A 15,967-nucleotide genomic window follows, 5' to 3' on the forward strand; every position below is an offset into this window, starting at 1 on the left:
CGGACGGTTCCGGCTTAAGCAAAACCGTTGGGATTGCTGCTTTGCCAGCGCCACGAATCCACGCACATATCATCCAGCGTCTTTTCGGCGCTCCAGCCCAGTTGTTCGCGCGCCAGCGCCGGATCGGCGTAGCAGGCGGCGATATCGCCGGGGCGGCGATCCACCAGTTGATACGGCACCGGCTTGCCACTGGCGCGTTCAAACGCCTTGACCATATCCAGCACCGAATAACCAACACCAGTGCCCAGGTTAACCGTGACGGTGCCGGGGCCCTGCGCCAGTTTCTGCAGCGCCTTGACGTGCCCGCGCGCCAGATCCACCACGTGGATGTAGTCGCGCACGCCGGTGCCATCCGCTGTCGGATAATCGCTGCCAAAAATCGACAGCTTTTCGCGCTTGCCCACCGCCACTTGCGCCACGTATGGCATCAGGTTGTTGGGGATGCCTTTGGGGTCTTCACCGATCAGACCGGATTCGTGTGCACCCACCGGGTTGAAGTAACGCAGCAGCGCAATGCTCCAGGCCGGATCGGCACGGAACAGGTCGCGCAGCATGTCTTCGATCATCAGCTTGGAACGGCCGTAGGGGTTGGTGGCGGACAGCGGAAAGTGTTCCATGATCGGCACGGCGTGCGGGTCGCCGTACACCGTGGCCGACGACGAGAACACAATCTGTTTGACGTTGGCGGCGGTCATGGACTCCAGCAAGCGCACGGTGCCGACAAAGTTGTTGTCGTAATAGTCGAGCGGTTTTTCTACCGACTCGCCCACCGCCTTCAGGCCAGCGAAATGGATCACCGCGCCAAAAGGCCATTTGGCGAAGGTTTCGTCCAGCGCCTGGCGATCACGGATGTCGGCCTTGACCCATGGCACCGGCTGACCGGTGATGGTTTCAAGACGTTGCAGCACCGCCTGATTGGCGTTGCTGAAGTTGTCCAGAATGATCGGGGTAAAACCCGCTTTGAGCAGTTCGATATACGTGTGGGAGCCGATGTAACCGGCGCCGCCAGTGAGCAGTACATGCATGGTGCGGTTTCCAGACGAGAGACGGATCAGGCATTCTAACCGTCGATGTTTACGAATGGCGATAGGCTGGTGTCATAAAAACCGAACCAGCCTCCGTCATCTGAGGCATAAACCAGATAAAACCGGCACAAGCCAGGCGCCCACGCTGCGCCCCGCTTGCACTTAGCGCCGCTCTTGTCGCCACAGCAAAATGCAGGCGATCAGCATAAAGAACAGCGTGGGAATCGATACCACCAAAGGCGGCGGCCACGCATGCAGGTCGCCCAGATAAACCACGATACGGTTCAAGAAGTTAAACGCCAGGCCAGCCACGATACCGGCGAACAAACGCGCACCGACGCCGCCACTGCGACGCTGTGTTTGCGCAAACGGCAGTGCAATCACAATCATCGACAAACAGGCTAGCGGGTAGAACAGCTTGCCCCACAGCGCCAGTTCGTAGCGCGAGGTTTTTTGATTATTGCGGCGCAGGTGGTCGATATAGCTGTGCAAAGCACGGCCCGACATTTGCGATGGCTCAACCAGCAATACCGCCAGCATTTCTGGCGTGATCGAGGTATCCCATTGCCCGGTCGGTTGGTGGATCAGTTTGACGCCCGCGTCGTTGGGTTCGAACTCGGTACGCGTGGCTTTATCCAGTCGCCATACGCCATTACCCAGATACTTGCCCTGCTCGCCTTCCTGAATATGCGCCAGCTGCATCTTGTCGCTGAATTCATAAATGCGGATACCGAGGATGGTCAGGTCGGGCAGCATTTCGGCGATGTTGACGATCTGGTGACCATCTTTTACCCACACGCCCGAGCGGAACTCACCCACCAGCATGGCTTTGGTGGCGGACAAACGCTGCTGGTTGGCCGCTTGCTTGGCCACCGGCGCAACGTATTCGCCCAGCAACACCGTCACCACGCCGTACAGCACGCCGATCATGACCAGCCAGCCGAGCAAGCGTTTGACCGATACCCCGGCGGCACGCATCACCGTCAGCTCGGCATTACCGGCCAGGTTGGACAGCGCAAAAATCCCGCCGATCAATACCGCAATCGGCATCAGCGTGTAGGCGTTAGACGGCGTTTGCAGAAACACGTAGATCAGCGCATCGGACAGCCGATAGCCGCCCTTGCCCAGATCGGATAACTCGCCGATCAAATCAAAAAAGTTATACAGGCCGAGCAAGCCCACCAACGTATAGACGATATAAACCGTGAGCTCACGGAACAGATAGCGCGCCAGAATGTTCATGACATGCTCCGGCTGCGGCTACGCCAGACGTAAAGATAGATGACGATGCCCGCAACCAGAATATGCAGCGGCCACATATTGATCCAGATGCTGACGCGGCCATCGGCAATCCAGGCCTGCGAAATATTGACCATGCTGTAGTACAGAAAGTACAGGAATACGGCCACGATCAGATTGAGCGCTCGCCCGCCGCGCGGGTTAAAGAAGGCCAGCGGCACCGCACCCAGCGTCAAAATCATGGCCGAAATCGGCAGCGCCAGACGCCACGCCATTTCGGCGGCTTTTTCCGGCACTTTGCTGCCGAGCAACTGCAGCGTCGGCGTGGCCTGGGTGGACGGGCTGGAGGTGGGGCGGTCGCTGGCTTCCACGCGCAACTGGGCGTGGTTAAACGCCACCGCGTCATAGCTGGCTTTGCCCGGCTCGCCTTGATAGGAATGGCCTTTACCCAGCCATAACCAGCGCTCACCCATCGGATCGATAAACATGCCGCCCTTGTCGGCGACAATCACGGTCAGGCGTTTGTCTTTACGCATCTGCACAAACACGTTGTTGCCCTGGCCAGTGTCACCCGTAAAGTTCTCAATAAAGTACACGCGGTCGGCCTGCGGGGACTCGCGGAACACACCGGGCGCCACCTGGGTCACTTCCTGGCGCGACAAGGTTTTTTCGCGGAATTCATTGCCCTTTTGCAGCGCCCACGGCGACACCACCAGTGCAAGGATGGCAATCAGGATGACCACGGGGATGGAGAACTCCAGCACCGGGCGGATAAAGGATTTGATGCTCTGCCCGCTGGCAAACCAGATCACCATTTCGTTGTCGCGCCACAGGCGCGTCATGGTGGCCAGCACCGAGATAAACAGCATCAGCGACATCAGGATGGGCAGGTAGCGCACAGCGGCAAAGCCCATCAGTGCCCAGACTGCGGACGAGGCCAACGCGCCGACGGCTGCCTGGCCGAGCAGGCGGACCACCTGGGTGGTCATGACCAGCAGCAGCAACACGGCAAAGACCGCCAGGGCAACCCACGTCATTTCCTGAATCAGGGTCTTGCGGAAAAGCATGCGTTTTGACTTATATGGGGGGAAAAGAAATAATCAACCGTTTATCGCACTTATGCGAAACCGCCGCCGCGCCGAACCCCGGCCAAATGCGACGAAGAGCCGGTCTTGATTGCAAAAACCACTCACAGCTTGTAGCTGGACTGTCTGCTGCTTGAGTGCCGTTATAGCAACAGTTCATTGCAGGTCTTGCCCCACAAGGGCTAAAAACCACACATTCAGGTTGCGCATACAGCAGCAACGGAGGTCTTGCGCCATGGAATTTAACATAAATCTCACCCTGCCCGAAAATGACGCCGCTGACAGCCTGGTGCTGCCGGTGGCCGGTAAAAAGCTGTCCGGGTCCCTCTCAAAAATAGATGCAGCCACTGGCGGCAGCCTGACGGCGTTGCTGGCAAGTGGTGAACTGGCTGACAAAACCGGCTCTACGCTGGTGAGCCACGTGACGGTTAACGGCAAGCTGCGCCGCGCCATTCTGGTACAGCTGGGCGAGACCACCGACCTTGTGGCATTGCGTACTGCCGCCGCCGCAGCAGCGCGCGCAGCCATCGCCGGTAAAGGCGTCAGCGTCGGTGTACATCTGTTGGGCGCGCTCAGCAAAGAATTCGATCTGCAACAAGCCGCGGCCGCGATCGCGCACGCGTTTTTGTACGAAGGCTATCGCTTTGACCAGTTCAAATCGAAGGCCGACGCGCCGGCGACGTTAAACAACGTGACGCTGGCCATCAGCAAAAAAGACCAGTCCGCCGCCGCTGAAGCAGGCGTGGCCTATGGCGTGGCCCTGGGCCACGGGGTGAACTTCACCCGCGATCTGGGCAATACCCCACCCAATGTCTGCACCCCGACCTATCTGGCGGAGCAAGCCATTGCACTGGGCCAGAGCGGCAAAAATCTTGAAGTGGAAATCCTGGACGAGCCGCAGATTGCCGCGCTGGGCATGAACTCCTTCCTGGCGGTTGCCAAAGGCTCGGTCGAGCCGCCCAAGCTGATCACCATGAACTACAAGGGTGGCCAGGGCAAGCCGGTGGTGCTGGTGGGGAAAGGTATTACCTTCGATACCGGCGGCATTTCGCTCAAGCCGGGCGAAGGCATGGACGAAATGAAATACGACATGCTGGGCGCCGGTGCGGTGCTGGGCGTGATGAAGGCCGTGGTTGAGCTGCAACTGCCCATCAACGTGGTGGGCGTCATCGCCACCTGCGAAAACATGCCGGCTGGCAATGCGCTCAAGCCCGGCGACATTGTGACCAGCATGTCGGGCCAGACCATCGAAGTGTTGAATACCGATGCTGAAGGCCGTCTGATTCTGTGCGACGCGCTGACCTTTGCCGGCAAGTTTGATCCCGAAACCGTGATCGATCTGGCCACATTGACCGGTGCGTGCGTGATTGCGCTGGGCCATATCGCCAGTGGTCTGTACGCCAACGATGAAGCACTGGCCGCGCAATTGCTGGCCGCTGCCGATGCCAGCGGCGACAAGACCTGGCGCATGCCACTGTGGGACGACTACCAGGACCTGCTGAAATCCAATTTTGCCGATATGGCCAATATTGGCGGCCGTCCGGGTGGCTCGATCACCGCCGCGTGTTTCCTCGCGCGTTACACCAAGGCGTACCGTTGGGCGCACTTCGACATCGCCGGTACCGCGTGGAAATCGGGCGCGGCCAAGGGTGCAACGGGCCGTCCGGTGTCTTTGCTGCTGGATTTCCTCAGCCAGCGCGCAGCCCAGGCGCCGGTGGTGAGCAAGGCGCCAGCCAAGTCGTCCAAAAAGAAGTAAATCGAAACCGCCATGGCTGAAGTCACGTTCTATTTTAATGTGCGCCACCGCGAGCAGGCTCTGGCCCAGCTCGCGGGCAAGGCCATGGCGCAACGATTACGCATCAATGTGCTGGCGGCAGACGCTGCCAGCGCATTGCGGCTCGATCGGGTGCTGTGGGATACCCCGCAGATCGGCTTTTTGCCGCATTGCCGCGCCGACGAAGACATCGCCGACGCCACCCCGATCGTGGTCGACTTCCGGGCCGAGCAGTTAGCAAGCCGCGACGTCCTGTTCAATTTTTCGGGCAATGTGCCGCCCGCCTCTGCGCAACAGCACAGCCGCATTATCGAAATCGTGTCGCAAGACGAAGGCGAACGCCTGGCCGCCCGTGAGCTATGGCGTGCCTGGCAAGCCAGCGGCATCACGCCGGTGGCGGTGGATATGCTCAAACTGGCGCCGTCCCCGGAACGTATGCAGAGCGAAGCCCCATGAGCGATCACGACGAAAGCGTCAGCCCCCTGTTTAACAAGATGGATGCGCTGATGGCGCGCCATCGCGGTGGCGGCTCCCGGGCCGACGATGACGCCGTGCCCGTACTGACCGAAGTGGCCGAAGACCAGACGCTGGATCTGGACGTGCTGGATATCCCGGTTTTGACGGTAGAAGCCGCGCCTGAGCCGTCGACGCTGATGTTTGATCCGCGTGAGTTTTTGACGCAGCAAGCGCCCGCGCCCGTGCCGGAAGCGCTGACCGCAACCGAACCGACACCGCCGCAACCCGAATTTCTTGATTTACCGCTGCTGGATCTGGATTCTCTACTCCAGGTCCCGACGCCGTTTGGCGTAGCCGCGCACGAGGCGGCGCGCGCCCAGGCACCGGTCGCCGACCTTACCGACGCTGGCGATGCACCCGCCTGGGCTCCGGCCGCGCCGCAATCAAAAACACCGATTGAGCCCCCCGCCGTCCTGGTCGATGAAGCCGCCTTCAACCGTGCCACCGATGCCCCGGCAGCCGACCCAGGCGCTTTGCAATGGGAAGACCCGGCCAGCCTGGCCCTGAGCCAGTCGCTCGAATATCAATCCGAAGCCGCCGCAATCGAAACGCTGCAAGCCGTCCGCATTGAGCCTGAGCTCAGCGATGACGATTTACCGGTGCTGACCGCCGAAGTCGCAACGGACGATGGCGCTGACTGGGCGACGCTATCGCCATGGTGGGACGACGCTGCCGCCAGCGAAACGATCACGCTGGAAACGTGGGCTGATTCGGCCAGTCAGGGCTTTGTCGCGGATGAAGTGACTGCCCCAGCGCCGCTGGCCGAGCCTGCGCTTGCCGCAAATGAGCTCGCTTCGGTCGCCGAAACGCCGGCGGAACCGGTATTTACCGTGGAATTTACCCATGTCGGCGAGAGTCGGCTGGAAGTCGATCTGGACCAGGTCAGCCAGGCCAATCGCGATGCCGACGCCGCCCTTGCCGAGACCGTTGCAGATACGCCTGACGCGCAATTCGATATGGCCGTGCCCGACGTAACCGCGACCGACGCCAGCGCCGACAGCGGAGCCGTACCGGCGGACCAGGTCTCCGTTGCAGCGGAGGCGCTGCCGGTGGAACCGGTGTGGCAAGTTGACGTGGTCCATGTGGCCAACCCGCCCATCGCCCCGGGCGAAGTTGCAGCGCTTGTTACCGCCACTGAAGCGCCGGAACAGCTTGCGGCGCTTGCCACAGAGGTCACCGCCGCGCCGCAACTCGACGCCAACGCCATCGCCGAAATGACCGCAGGCGTGGCCGCGCATCTGGCCGTCGATATCTCCACCGAAGTCGAACGCCTTACGCGCCAGCACTTCGCGCAGATGATGCAATCGCTTTATGGCGAAGCCCTGGTCGCGCTGGTGGAAAAGGTCAGCGTCGAACTGGAAGCCCGCCTCGCGCCGCGCATCGATGAACTGGTGCGCACCGAGCTACGTCAACGTGGCCTGCTCAAGGACTGAGCGGCGCCCCCTGCCCGCATCGTAAAAACGGCGCGTTCCTTGCGGATACGCGCCGTGTCTTGTTCTGCAGCGGGTTCTTGAGCTATTTGCGCATCCACTGGCGTGCCAGCTTGGCAATGCGCCAACCTGTTAATGCCAGCGGCAGGGCCTTGGCTATCCAGGTAAAACGACCGCGTGCCAGCAACACCGTGGCCACATCGACAAACCCGGCCGGCCCGGAAAAGGCCTTGAGGATGCCACGCGCGGCTTTGCCTTTCTGGAAGGGCGCACTCAGCGTATTCCAGTCTTGCGCCAGTTGCAGTCGATAGGCTTCAGATTGCAACAACAGGGTTTTTTTGCGCATCTCGCGCAGTTCGCGCTGGGTGAGTTTGCTCATGGCAGAAATTGCTCCCTATCCTTGCGCAGTTCATCCAGCGTGTGTGCAAACGGATGCGCGGCCTGCACCACCGTCTGCCATGCGGTATAGAGGCTGAGCGCCCCCCCGGCCAGGTAAACGATGGCGACGCCAAGCAACGCGGCCCAGCGCCATTCTTCGGCCACCCACCACACGAGCGCGACCGATAACACGGCCAGCCCCAGCCACACGACAAACGCGCCGACCAGTACCAGGATCAGTACTTTGACCAGACGTTCTTTTTCGTCCTGCAGCTCAAGGCCAAACAGTGACAGATGGTTATGCGCCAGGCCTGCCAGATTGGAAGCCAGGCGCTGCGCAATACCGCGGTGGTGTTCGCGGGCGGATTGTTGTTCGCTCATGATCGCGCTGAATTAACGACGCGAGACGAGCAGGCCCAACAAAAAGCCAACGGCAGCGCCCACGCCCACCGATTGCCACGGATGGTCGTGTACGTATTCGTCAGTCACTTTGGCGGCGTACTTGGTCTTTTCAGCCACCAGCTTTTCGGTTTCCAGCAGTTTTTCTTTGGCGGTTTGCAGATTGGCGATCACTTTTTCGCGCAGTGCCTGGGCTTTTTCGCCGGTCTGATCGGCCGCGTCTTTCAGATAGCCCTCAGTTTCGGTGAGCACGCCTTGCAGATCATTGATCAGGGTTTCTTCGGTGTTATTTGCCATTTTTTGATACTCCGTGAGGGTGCATGGGGGACGCATCGCGGATGCGTTGCAACATGAAACCATTTTGGGCCATACAGCGGCACAGCCAAGTTAAGTATCACTGAACCGGTTGTAGTCCAGTTTACGACAAGCTTGCGGATTGACAAGGCTCAGCGTTCAGCATCGTCATGCCCCGCTGCTGCGGCACTGCACGTATAATTGCCGGTTTTGCATCGTTTTCCGGGCCTCTGCACCTATGAGCACTGCACTCGAACAACTCGCCAAGAGTTATGAACCGGCTGCGATCGAAGCCAGCTGGTATCCGCGCTGGGAATCGGCGCATTATTTCAGCCCCAGCATGGACATGAACGCCACGCCGTTCTGCATCCAGTTGCCGCCGCCCAACGTGACCGGCACGCTGCATATGGGCCACGCCTTTAACCAGACCATCATGGATGGTCTGACCCGTTATCACCGCATGAAAGGCGATAACACGCTGTGGCTGCCGGGCACCGATCACGCTGGTATCGCCACGCAGATTGTGGTGGAGCGTCAGCTTGATGCCCAGGGCATTTCGCGCCACGACCTCGGCCGCGGCCCGTTTATTGAAAAAGTCTGGGAATGGAAACAACAGTCCGGCGACACCATCACCGGCCAGATGCGCCGCATGGGCGCGTCAGTGGACTGGAGCCGCGAATACTTCACCATGGACGATCGCATGTCCGGCGTGGTGTCCGAAGTGTTTGTGCGCCTGTTTGAGCAAGGCCTGATCTACCGCGGCAAACGTCTGGTCAACTGGGACCCGGTGCTGGGCACCGCCGTCTCCAACCTCGAAGTGATCAGCGAAGAAGAAGATGGCCATCTGTGGCACATCCGCTATCCGCTGGTGGAAGCCGACGCGCAAGGCGGCCTGACGCACCTGACCGTCGCCACCACGCGCCCGGAAACCATGCTGGGCGATTCGGCCGTGATGGTGCACCCGGAAGACGAACGCTACGCGCATCTGATCGGCAAAAAAGTGCGCCTGCCGCTGTGCGACCGCGAGCTGCCGATTATTGCCGACGACTACGTCGACAAGGAATTCGGTACCGGTGTGGTCAAGGTGACCCCGGCGCACGACTTCAACGATTACGCCGTCGGCCAACGCCACAATCTGCCGCAGATTTCCATTCTGACGCTGGACGCGAAGATCAATGACAACGCACCTGCGGCTTATCAAGGCATGGAACGTTTTGCCGCGCGCAAACAGCTGGTGGCCGATCTGGATGCGCAAGGCTTCCTGGTCGAAGTAAAGAAACACAAGCTGATGGTGCCGCGTGGCGATCGCACCGGCACCGTCATCGAGCCGATGCTGACCGACCAGTGGTTTGTGGCGATGAGCAAGCCGGACGAGACCGGCAAGAGCATCACGCAAAAAGCGCTGGATGTGGTCGATAGCGGCGAAGTGCAGTTTGTGCCGGGCGACTGGGTGAACACCTACCAAGCGTGGCTGAAGAATATCGAAGACTGGTGTATCAGCCGCCAGCTGTGGTGGGGGCATCAGATTCCGGCGTGGTACGACGAAGACGGCAAGGTCTACGTGGCGCGCACCGAGGCCGAGGCGCAAGCTCAGGCCGGCGGCAAAACGCTGACGCGCGATAACGATGTGCTGGATACCTGGTTCAGTTCGGGTCTGGTGCCGTTCTCGTCGCTGGGCTGGCCTAACCAGACCAACGAACTGCAGGCGTTTTTGCCGTCGTCGGTGCTGGTGACCGGCTATGACATCATCTTCTTCTGGGTGGCGCGCATGATCATGTTCAGCACCCACCTGACCGGCAAGGTGCCGTTCAAGCAGGTGTATGTACATGGTCTGGTGCGCGACGGCGAAGGCAAGAAGATGTCGAAGTCCGAAGGCAATGTGCTTGATCCGGTGGATTTGATCGACGGCATTGCGCTGGAACCGCTGCTGGAAAAACGCACCACCGGCCTGCGTCGCCCCGAAAAAGCCCCGCAAGTGGCCGCCAAAACGCAGAAAGAATTTCCGGAAGGCATTCCCGCTTATGGCGTGGATGCGCTGCGCTTTACCTTTGCCAGCCTGGCCAGCCTGGGCCGCTCGATCAACTTTGATCAAAAGCGCTGCGAAGGCTATCGCAACTTCTGCAACAAGCTGTGGAACGCCACGCGCTTTGTGCTGATGAATGTGGAAGGCAAGGATTGCGGCTTTGATCTGGTCGATGGCAAAGAAGCCGAACTGGATTACGGCTTTGCCGATCGCTGGATTATCGGCCGTCTGCAAGAGGCCGAAAAAGCCGTGACGCTGGCGCTGGATACGCTGCGTTTTGATCTGGCCGCGCAAGCGATCTATGAGTTTGTCTGGAACGAATACTGCGACTGGTATATCGAGCTGGCCAAAGTCTCCACGCAAACCGGCACCCCGGCCCAGCAACGCGCCACGCGCCGCACGCTGATCCGCGTGCTGGAAGTGATCTTGCGTCTGACGCATCCGATCATGCCGTTCATTACCGAAGAACTGTGGCAGACCGTGGCACCGCTGGCGCATGCCAAAAACACCGACTCGATCATGATTGCCCAGTGGCCGGTGGCGGACGAAAGCAAGATTGATGCGGCGGCCAACGCCGATGTCGAAATCCTGCAAGCATTGGCGTTTGCCGCGCGCAATCTGCGTGGCGAGATGGGCTTGAGTCCGGCGCAGAAAGTGCCGCTGTTCCTTGAAGGCGATGCCAGCCTGGTGCGCTTTGCCGATTACCTGAAGCCGCTGGCCAAGCTGTCGGAAGTGCACGTCGTGGCCACCCTGCCCGCGGATGACGCACCAGTGGCGGTGGCACCGAATGCGCGGCTGATGCTGAAGGTAGAAGTGGACAAGGCCGCCGAAACTGCGCGCCTGACCAAGGAAATTGCCAAGACGCAAGAGGGTCTCGACAAGGTGCAAGCCAAACTCGACAAACCCGGCTACACCGACAAGGCCCCCGCGCATCTGGTCGAAAAAGACCGGGCGCAGATTGCCGAACTGCAAGACAAGCTGGGCAAGCTGAACGAGCAACTGGGCAAGCTGAAATAAGCCGCAGCCGCCAGACCATGCAAAAAGCCACGCATTGCTGCGTGGCTTTTTTTTGTGCTGCGGATCAGATCGGCCGGATCAGTTAAGCGGAATGCGCGCCGAAATATCCAGCCAGGCGCCCGGCTGCGCCACCGGCACCACGGCCACATTGGCAGCGACCGGCACGCGCGCTTCATAGGCATGCCCCTGGTACCAGACCCACTGGCCCGGCTGGTACACATAGCCCGGACGCCAATCGACAAAATGATGCACCCGCGTTTCGCGCCAGCCTACCCAGCGATCACGTTCGTGCCAGCGCGGATCATCGCGATGATGCGGCGGCGGGCCGCCGTGCCAGCCTTCGTGGCGGCCACGGTCATCGTGATGATCGTAATGATCATGCCGATCGCCATCGCGATCATGATCATGGTCGTGGGCCAGTGCGCTGCCCGCTGCGCCAACCAGGGCCAGCGCGGCCAGTGCCTGCAAAAGACGATGCATGGTCGTCATGATGTTTCTCCTGTTGTGTTCTGCTTGCCCGCACTCAGCGGCGGGGGATGGGCCGATACTGCCGGGGAAGCGCGCCGCAGACTGTTAGCTTGTTAACAATTCGTACAGCTGGTTACGCGACAGGACAGGATGGAAACATGCCGTTTGCAGCTATTGCGCATCATCGCGCTGCGCAAGCCGCCTCCGGTTTGACGCTGCGTGGCTTTGTAGTTAGTTTTGACAACGCTTACAAACCTGTCCGACAGCTCGCCCACGCCATGTCACACCCGCTGCGCCTAGAGTTCGCCCGCTTGTTACTGAACAGCCATGCTTTGCTGCTGGGTGAACCGCTGGCCGATCCTGCCTTGTCTTTGCCCGATGCCACGCGCTGGCTGTATGAAGACGCGCCGTTCTGCCTGCTGGCGCATAACGCCGAACTCGATCCGCGCTTTATTTATGCCAACCATGCGGCGCAACGCTGCTTTGGCTACGACTGGCCCACTTTCTTTGGCATGCCATCGCGCTTGTCAGCCCAGGCCCCGCAGCAGTCAGAACGCCAGTCCATGCTGGCTCAAGTTGCGCGCGATGGCTTTATCACCGACTACCGCGGTTTACGCATCGACGCCCATGGCCAGCGCTTCTGGATTGAAGACGGCCGGTTGTGGAATCTGCTGGACGATGCGGGTACGGTGGTCGGACAAGCCGTGGCCTTCAGCAACTGGCAAGCCGTAGCCGGCGCCTGAAACGGACGCAGCGGCTTGGCGGGTGCGCCACCTCACACCCTGAATGCGACTTTGTGCCGGGCCAACCGGCAATTTGGCGGATTACGCTGACACCGCTTTAAACCTAACGGCCGATACTCAGTGACCGACGGTTATGAGACGCTGTTCACGCTATGACTCATGCACGCGGCGTAACCCGCAGGCTTAGTGGATACGTTCACAGCATGGCCGGATTGCGCGGAGATAGAATTTTCTCCAGCAAAAAGAACGAGGCCAGTCAGGCCCGAACGCTAAAGGAGAAACACCATGTCTGACCAGAAACTTCATCCCGTTATCTGGGTTACCGCCGGTGCGGTAATCCTCGCTTGTGCCGCCGCCGTTGCCCATTTTGCGGGCTGGATGGGTGGCCCCAAAACCGAAGATACCAATGCCGCACTGGTGGCCAGCCAGCCCGCTGTTGCCCTGGTTACGCCGTTGCCGCAAGTCGCGGAGGCTTCGGCCCCCGTCACTCCGACGGCTCAACCCGTGGCTGCTGCTACCCCGGCACCCGCCCCAGTCAAAACCGCCAGCACCAAACATCACAGCCAGCGCGCTACCGGGCGTAACGAAGGCACCGAGTACGCCAACAACAATGCGCCCACCCAGAACGCACCGGTCTGCGCCAATTGTGGCCGGGTAACCAGCGTGGAAGCCGTGCAGCACGAAGGCAGCGGCTCGGGCGTTGGCGCGGTCGGTGGCGGCGTGGTGGGTGGCCTGGTCGGCAATCAGATCGGTAACGGTCGCGGCCGCACCCTGGCCACGGTGGCCGGTGCTTTAGGTGGTGCACTGGCCGGTAATACGGTCGAGAAACACGTGCGGACCACCACCGATTACGTGGTGCATGTGGCGTTTGACGATGGCTCCAGCCGCAGCTTTAGCTACAAGGAAAAGCCCGGCTTTACTTCGGGCGAACGCGTACGCGCCAACGGCGATACGCTGAGCGCCGATTAAGTCAGCCCGAACAACCACGTTTTGCCAGCAAGGCGCACTCCGGTGCGCCTTTTTTGTGGTCTGCGCGTCGCGTCGGGCCCGTCCAACCGCGCCAGACGGCCAGTTGCGCATCCGCCGTTTTCGCCGTGTGCCGCATGTTGTAAGCTCGCGTCCATCTGCAAAACCACAGGACAGCTCACCATGCCCGTACGCCTGAAAGCGGCCTTGATCCATCTGCTATCAAGCGTTTTGATCTTCGGCCTTGTTATCGGCGCCATGACTACGCTCTGGTACCCCTGGCCGTATTACCAGGTTAACGGTCTGTTCCAGGGCCTGCGCATTACCGCGGGTGTCGATCTGGTCATGGGCCCGGCCATGATGCTATTGCTGTTCAATCTGAAAAAAACCCGGCTGGCACTGGCCGTTGATATGACGCTGATTGCAGTGCTGCAACTGAGCGCACTCAGCTTTGGCGTCTACACCATTTACCAGCAGCGGCCCTATGTGGCGGTGGTTCTGGATGGGCGCATCACCTCGTTGCATGACTATGACCTGGCCAACGGCGCGCCGCGTGCCGAGATCGCCAGGCTGATTAGCGGCTCCAAGCTGCGCCCGCCTTTGTTGGCAGTACGGCCGGGCAAGGACGGCGAAGAAGCAGCGCACATGCTGGTGGCCGAGTTTATGCAGAGCGGTTTTCCCAAAGAATTTACCGAGCGGCTGGAGCCGGTGCAGGCGCACTGGAATATCACGCGTACCAACGGGCTGGTGATCCCCAAGCGGCTGGAAGAAGCCAGCAAGAACAAGCTGGATGCGTTCTATCGCAAGCACAACGTACAAGCCGACGCCGTCACCATGCTGGAAGTGTCGGGCCCGTTTGGTGGCTGCATAGCGGCATTCCACAGCGCCGATGGCAGCTTTATTGATTACATCGACATCAACGCTGCCCACTTCGGGCGGGGTATTCCGCCGGTGAAAAAGGCCGCCGCGCCCGCTGCGGCATCAACAGCGGCGGGGGTCGCCGCGTCTGCTGCATCTGCTGCCGGTGGGCACTAAACCATGCAGAGCGCGGGCGAGGCGCTGGTCGATGCTGCGGGGTATATCCATTTGCCCTATGACCGCCCCTGGCTGGCGCCTGGTCTGGCCCTGCAACCGCTTAGCCAACTGCGCCAGTTGGCCAATGCGCAGCGCCAGACTTTCCACGCCGATTACGCCCGATTGCGCGAACTGCATGTGATCAACGGCGTCGGCGTCGCCCTGGGCGATGCCATCGTCGGTCTGGGCGTGCTGCACTGGATCAAGCAAAGCTGGCCCCATCTGCGCATTGCGCTCTATCTCAGCCCGCATTTGCCCGCGCATGTGCTGCCCGTGTATCAAATGGCCCGATTTGTTGATGCCTGCTACCCGCTGCCGCAGGCGCTGGCTGATTTGCCCGAGCAGAGCGATGCGCTGGTGATCGATCTGGCTGACTTTATGTACCGGCCGCAGTTCAACAGCATGCCGATGCTGGATTTTTTTGCGCTCAGCCTTGGTCTGGCCCCCGATGCACTCCCCGCGGCGGCCCGCAGCAACCGCTGGCTACGCATGATCGATTTGCCCGCCCTGCCTGCCCTGCTGCAAGGCCAGCCGTACCAATTGATCTGCCACCAGGCCAGTAGCGCATTACGCAGCATGCCGCCCGAGGTGTTGCTGGCCTTGGTGCGCCGCCTGCAAGCAGAAAGCCGTACTCGCCTGGCCGGATTTGGCGCCCTGGCCGTGCCGGGCTGGATTGATTTGCACAGCTGGTCACACAGCTTGCCGCAGTTTATCGCCAGCATTGCAGGCGCTCAGCGCGTGATCAGTGTGGATAGCGCCGCCTTGCATATCGCCGCCGCCTTCGACATTCCCTGCCATGCCTTGTTTATGGGCATGCCGCCGCAGTGGCGAGTGCGTGACTATGCCCACTGCAGCGCGCAGCAACTGGACGTAATGGCGCAGCTGGCGGGGAAACATCATGCGGAAAGCGCAGACGACCTGGCCCACGCCCAGGCGGCGTGGCAGGTATGGCTGCGGGCGGGTACGCCTGATCTGGCCAGTCAGACTCAGTGATGGTCCTGCCGCACCAGATCGCGCGCGCGCCGGATCAAGACATCCATCAACAAAGTAATGCTCTGACGGGTTTCGGGATCATCGACGCGTGCGTAGATGTCGCCGAGCGCTTCATGCACCTCACATGCCAGGTGAAATAACAGTACCTTTTCGCGCTCATTGGCGCGCAGCAGATAACCGTTGATCTCGTCGACGACCTGATCGGCCAGCTCGCCGGGATAAAGCGCGGGCGAAGTAAGAATACGCTCATAAATGCGAATGCCTACCACGCCCAGCGACAGCAATTGAGTTGCCATGCCAGGCTCCGGAATTTGGTGTTCTCTCAATGTAGACTGTGACCTGAGAGCCGCTCGCGCCGCCTGTCTGATCAATCGCAAAATCGGCCTCAAACCCGCGCCAGCACAGGTTTTAAGCGAATACTGATCGACACCGGCCATCGGTATCGGCAACGTTTCCGGCAATGATTGCGCCCAAAAAAAAACGCCCCGGAGGGCGTTTTCTGTTGCGGCAAAACAAGTGGCGCTGCGCGATAACCAACGGCTG

The 15,967-nt window shown here is 60.5% G+C and carries 16 protein-coding genes; 8 read left to right on the forward strand and 8 right to left on the reverse strand.

Features of this window, described 5'->3' with window-relative positions:
• Positions 1-14 precede the first annotated feature (14 nt).
• The 3 genes from galE to lptF form a co-directional block, all read right to left on the reverse strand.
• Complete coding sequence (gene galE, locus ACYQ1A_RS09370) at positions 15-1,025, reverse strand: UDP-glucose 4-epimerase GalE (protein WP_499361816.1); 1,011 nt, start codon at positions 1,023-1,025, stop codon at positions 15-17.
• A 162-nt stretch (positions 1,026-1,187) separates the two neighbouring features.
• A complete protein-coding gene (lptG, locus tag ACYQ1A_RS09375) occupies positions 1,188-2,267 on the reverse strand; it encodes an LPS export ABC transporter permease LptG (RefSeq protein WP_499361817.1) in 1,080 nt (359 codons plus the stop codon).
• Positions 2,264-3,331 (reverse strand): LPS export ABC transporter permease LptF, encoded by a 1,068-nt coding sequence (gene lptF, locus ACYQ1A_RS09380; protein WP_499361818.1) that lies wholly within the window; start codon positions 3,329-3,331, stop codon positions 2,264-2,266. The genes lptG and lptF overlap by 4 nt, the downstream gene beginning before the upstream one ends.
• Positions 3,332-3,584: 253 nt before the next feature.
• Here lptF and ACYQ1A_RS09385 point away from each other — a divergent pair, with 253 nt between their 5' ends.
• Genes ACYQ1A_RS09385 through ACYQ1A_RS09395 form a run of 3 tightly spaced genes read left to right on the forward strand, consistent with a single transcriptional unit; the run spans position 3,585 to position 7,072 of the window.
• The gene (locus ACYQ1A_RS09385) at positions 3,585-5,105 is read left to right on the forward strand and encodes a leucyl aminopeptidase (RefSeq protein ID WP_499361819.1); all 1,521 of its coding nucleotides are present in this window, start codon (positions 3,585-3,587) and stop codon (positions 5,103-5,105) included.
• Positions 5,106-5,117: 12 nt separating this feature from the next.
• Entirely contained in the window at positions 5,118-5,579 is a 462-nt protein-coding gene (locus tag ACYQ1A_RS09390) for a DNA polymerase III subunit chi (protein WP_499361820.1), read from the forward strand.
• Complete coding sequence (locus ACYQ1A_RS09395) at positions 5,576-7,072, forward strand: hypothetical protein (protein ID WP_499361821.1); 1,497 nt, start codon at positions 5,576-5,578, stop codon at positions 7,070-7,072. The genes ACYQ1A_RS09390 and ACYQ1A_RS09395 overlap by 4 nt, the downstream gene beginning before the upstream one ends.
• Before the next feature lie 82 nt (positions 7,073-7,154).
• Here ACYQ1A_RS09395 and ACYQ1A_RS09400 read toward each other — a convergent pair whose 3' ends face one another.
• The 3 genes from ACYQ1A_RS09400 to ACYQ1A_RS09410 are packed head-to-tail and all read right to left on the reverse strand — an operon-like array spanning position 7,155 to position 8,143.
• Complete coding sequence (locus ACYQ1A_RS09400; protein WP_499361822.1) at positions 7,155-7,448, reverse strand: hypothetical protein; 294 nt, start codon at positions 7,446-7,448, stop codon at positions 7,155-7,157.
• The gene (locus tag ACYQ1A_RS09405; RefSeq protein WP_499361823.1) at positions 7,445-7,828 is read right to left on the reverse strand and encodes a phage holin family protein; all 384 of its coding nucleotides are present in this window, start codon (positions 7,826-7,828) and stop codon (positions 7,445-7,447) included. The genes ACYQ1A_RS09400 and ACYQ1A_RS09405 overlap by 4 nt, the downstream gene beginning before the upstream one ends.
• Positions 7,829-7,840: 12 nt before the next feature.
• Positions 7,841-8,143, reverse strand: a complete 303-nt coding sequence (locus ACYQ1A_RS09410) for an ElaB/YgaM/YqjD family protein (protein WP_499361824.1) — start codon at positions 8,141-8,143, stop codon at positions 7,841-7,843.
• Between the two features lie 235 nt (positions 8,144-8,378).
• Between ACYQ1A_RS09410 and ACYQ1A_RS09415 the strand changes: the two genes are divergently transcribed.
• A complete protein-coding gene (locus ACYQ1A_RS09415; RefSeq protein ID WP_499361825.1) occupies positions 8,379-11,180 on the forward strand; it encodes a valine--tRNA ligase in 2,802 nt (933 codons plus the stop codon).
• A gap of 78 nt (positions 11,181-11,258) precedes the next feature.
• Here the strand turns inward: ACYQ1A_RS09415 and ACYQ1A_RS09420 are convergent, their stop codons facing one another.
• Positions 11,259-11,669, reverse strand: coding sequence for a hypothetical protein (locus ACYQ1A_RS09420; RefSeq protein WP_499361826.1), 411 nt, complete (start codon positions 11,667-11,669; stop codon positions 11,259-11,261).
• A gap of 137 nt (positions 11,670-11,806) precedes the next feature.
• On the opposite strand from ACYQ1A_RS09420, the gene ACYQ1A_RS09425 reads away from it, so the two are divergent.
• The 4 genes from ACYQ1A_RS09425 (at position 11,807) to ACYQ1A_RS09440 (ending at position 15,424) form a co-directional block, all read left to right on the forward strand.
• Positions 11,807-12,391, forward strand: a complete 585-nt coding sequence (locus tag ACYQ1A_RS09425; protein WP_499361827.1) for an MEKHLA domain-containing protein — start codon at positions 11,807-11,809, stop codon at positions 12,389-12,391.
• A 285-nt stretch (positions 12,392-12,676) separates the two neighbouring features.
• Positions 12,677-13,360 (forward strand): glycine zipper 2TM domain-containing protein, encoded by a 684-nt coding sequence (locus tag ACYQ1A_RS09430; protein WP_499361828.1) that lies wholly within the window; start codon positions 12,677-12,679, stop codon positions 13,358-13,360.
• Between the two features lie 180 nt (positions 13,361-13,540).
• Positions 13,541-14,392 (forward strand): hypothetical protein, encoded by an 852-nt coding sequence (locus ACYQ1A_RS09435; protein WP_499361829.1) that lies wholly within the window; start codon positions 13,541-13,543, stop codon positions 14,390-14,392.
• 3 nt (positions 14,393-14,395) lie between these two features.
• The gene (locus tag ACYQ1A_RS09440; protein ID WP_499361830.1) at positions 14,396-15,424 is read left to right on the forward strand and encodes a glycosyltransferase family 9 protein; all 1,029 of its coding nucleotides are present in this window, start codon (positions 14,396-14,398) and stop codon (positions 15,422-15,424) included.
• Here ACYQ1A_RS09440 and ACYQ1A_RS09445 read toward each other — a convergent pair.
• Positions 15,418-15,720, reverse strand: a complete 303-nt coding sequence (locus ACYQ1A_RS09445; RefSeq protein WP_499361831.1) for a hypothetical protein — start codon at positions 15,718-15,720, stop codon at positions 15,418-15,420. The two genes, ACYQ1A_RS09440 and ACYQ1A_RS09445, sit on opposite strands and share 7 nt — an antisense overlap.
• Between the last annotated feature and the right edge of the window lie 247 nt (positions 15,721-15,967).

The sequence above is a fragment of the Silvimonas sp. JCM 19000 genome (genome assembly GCF_054652575.1).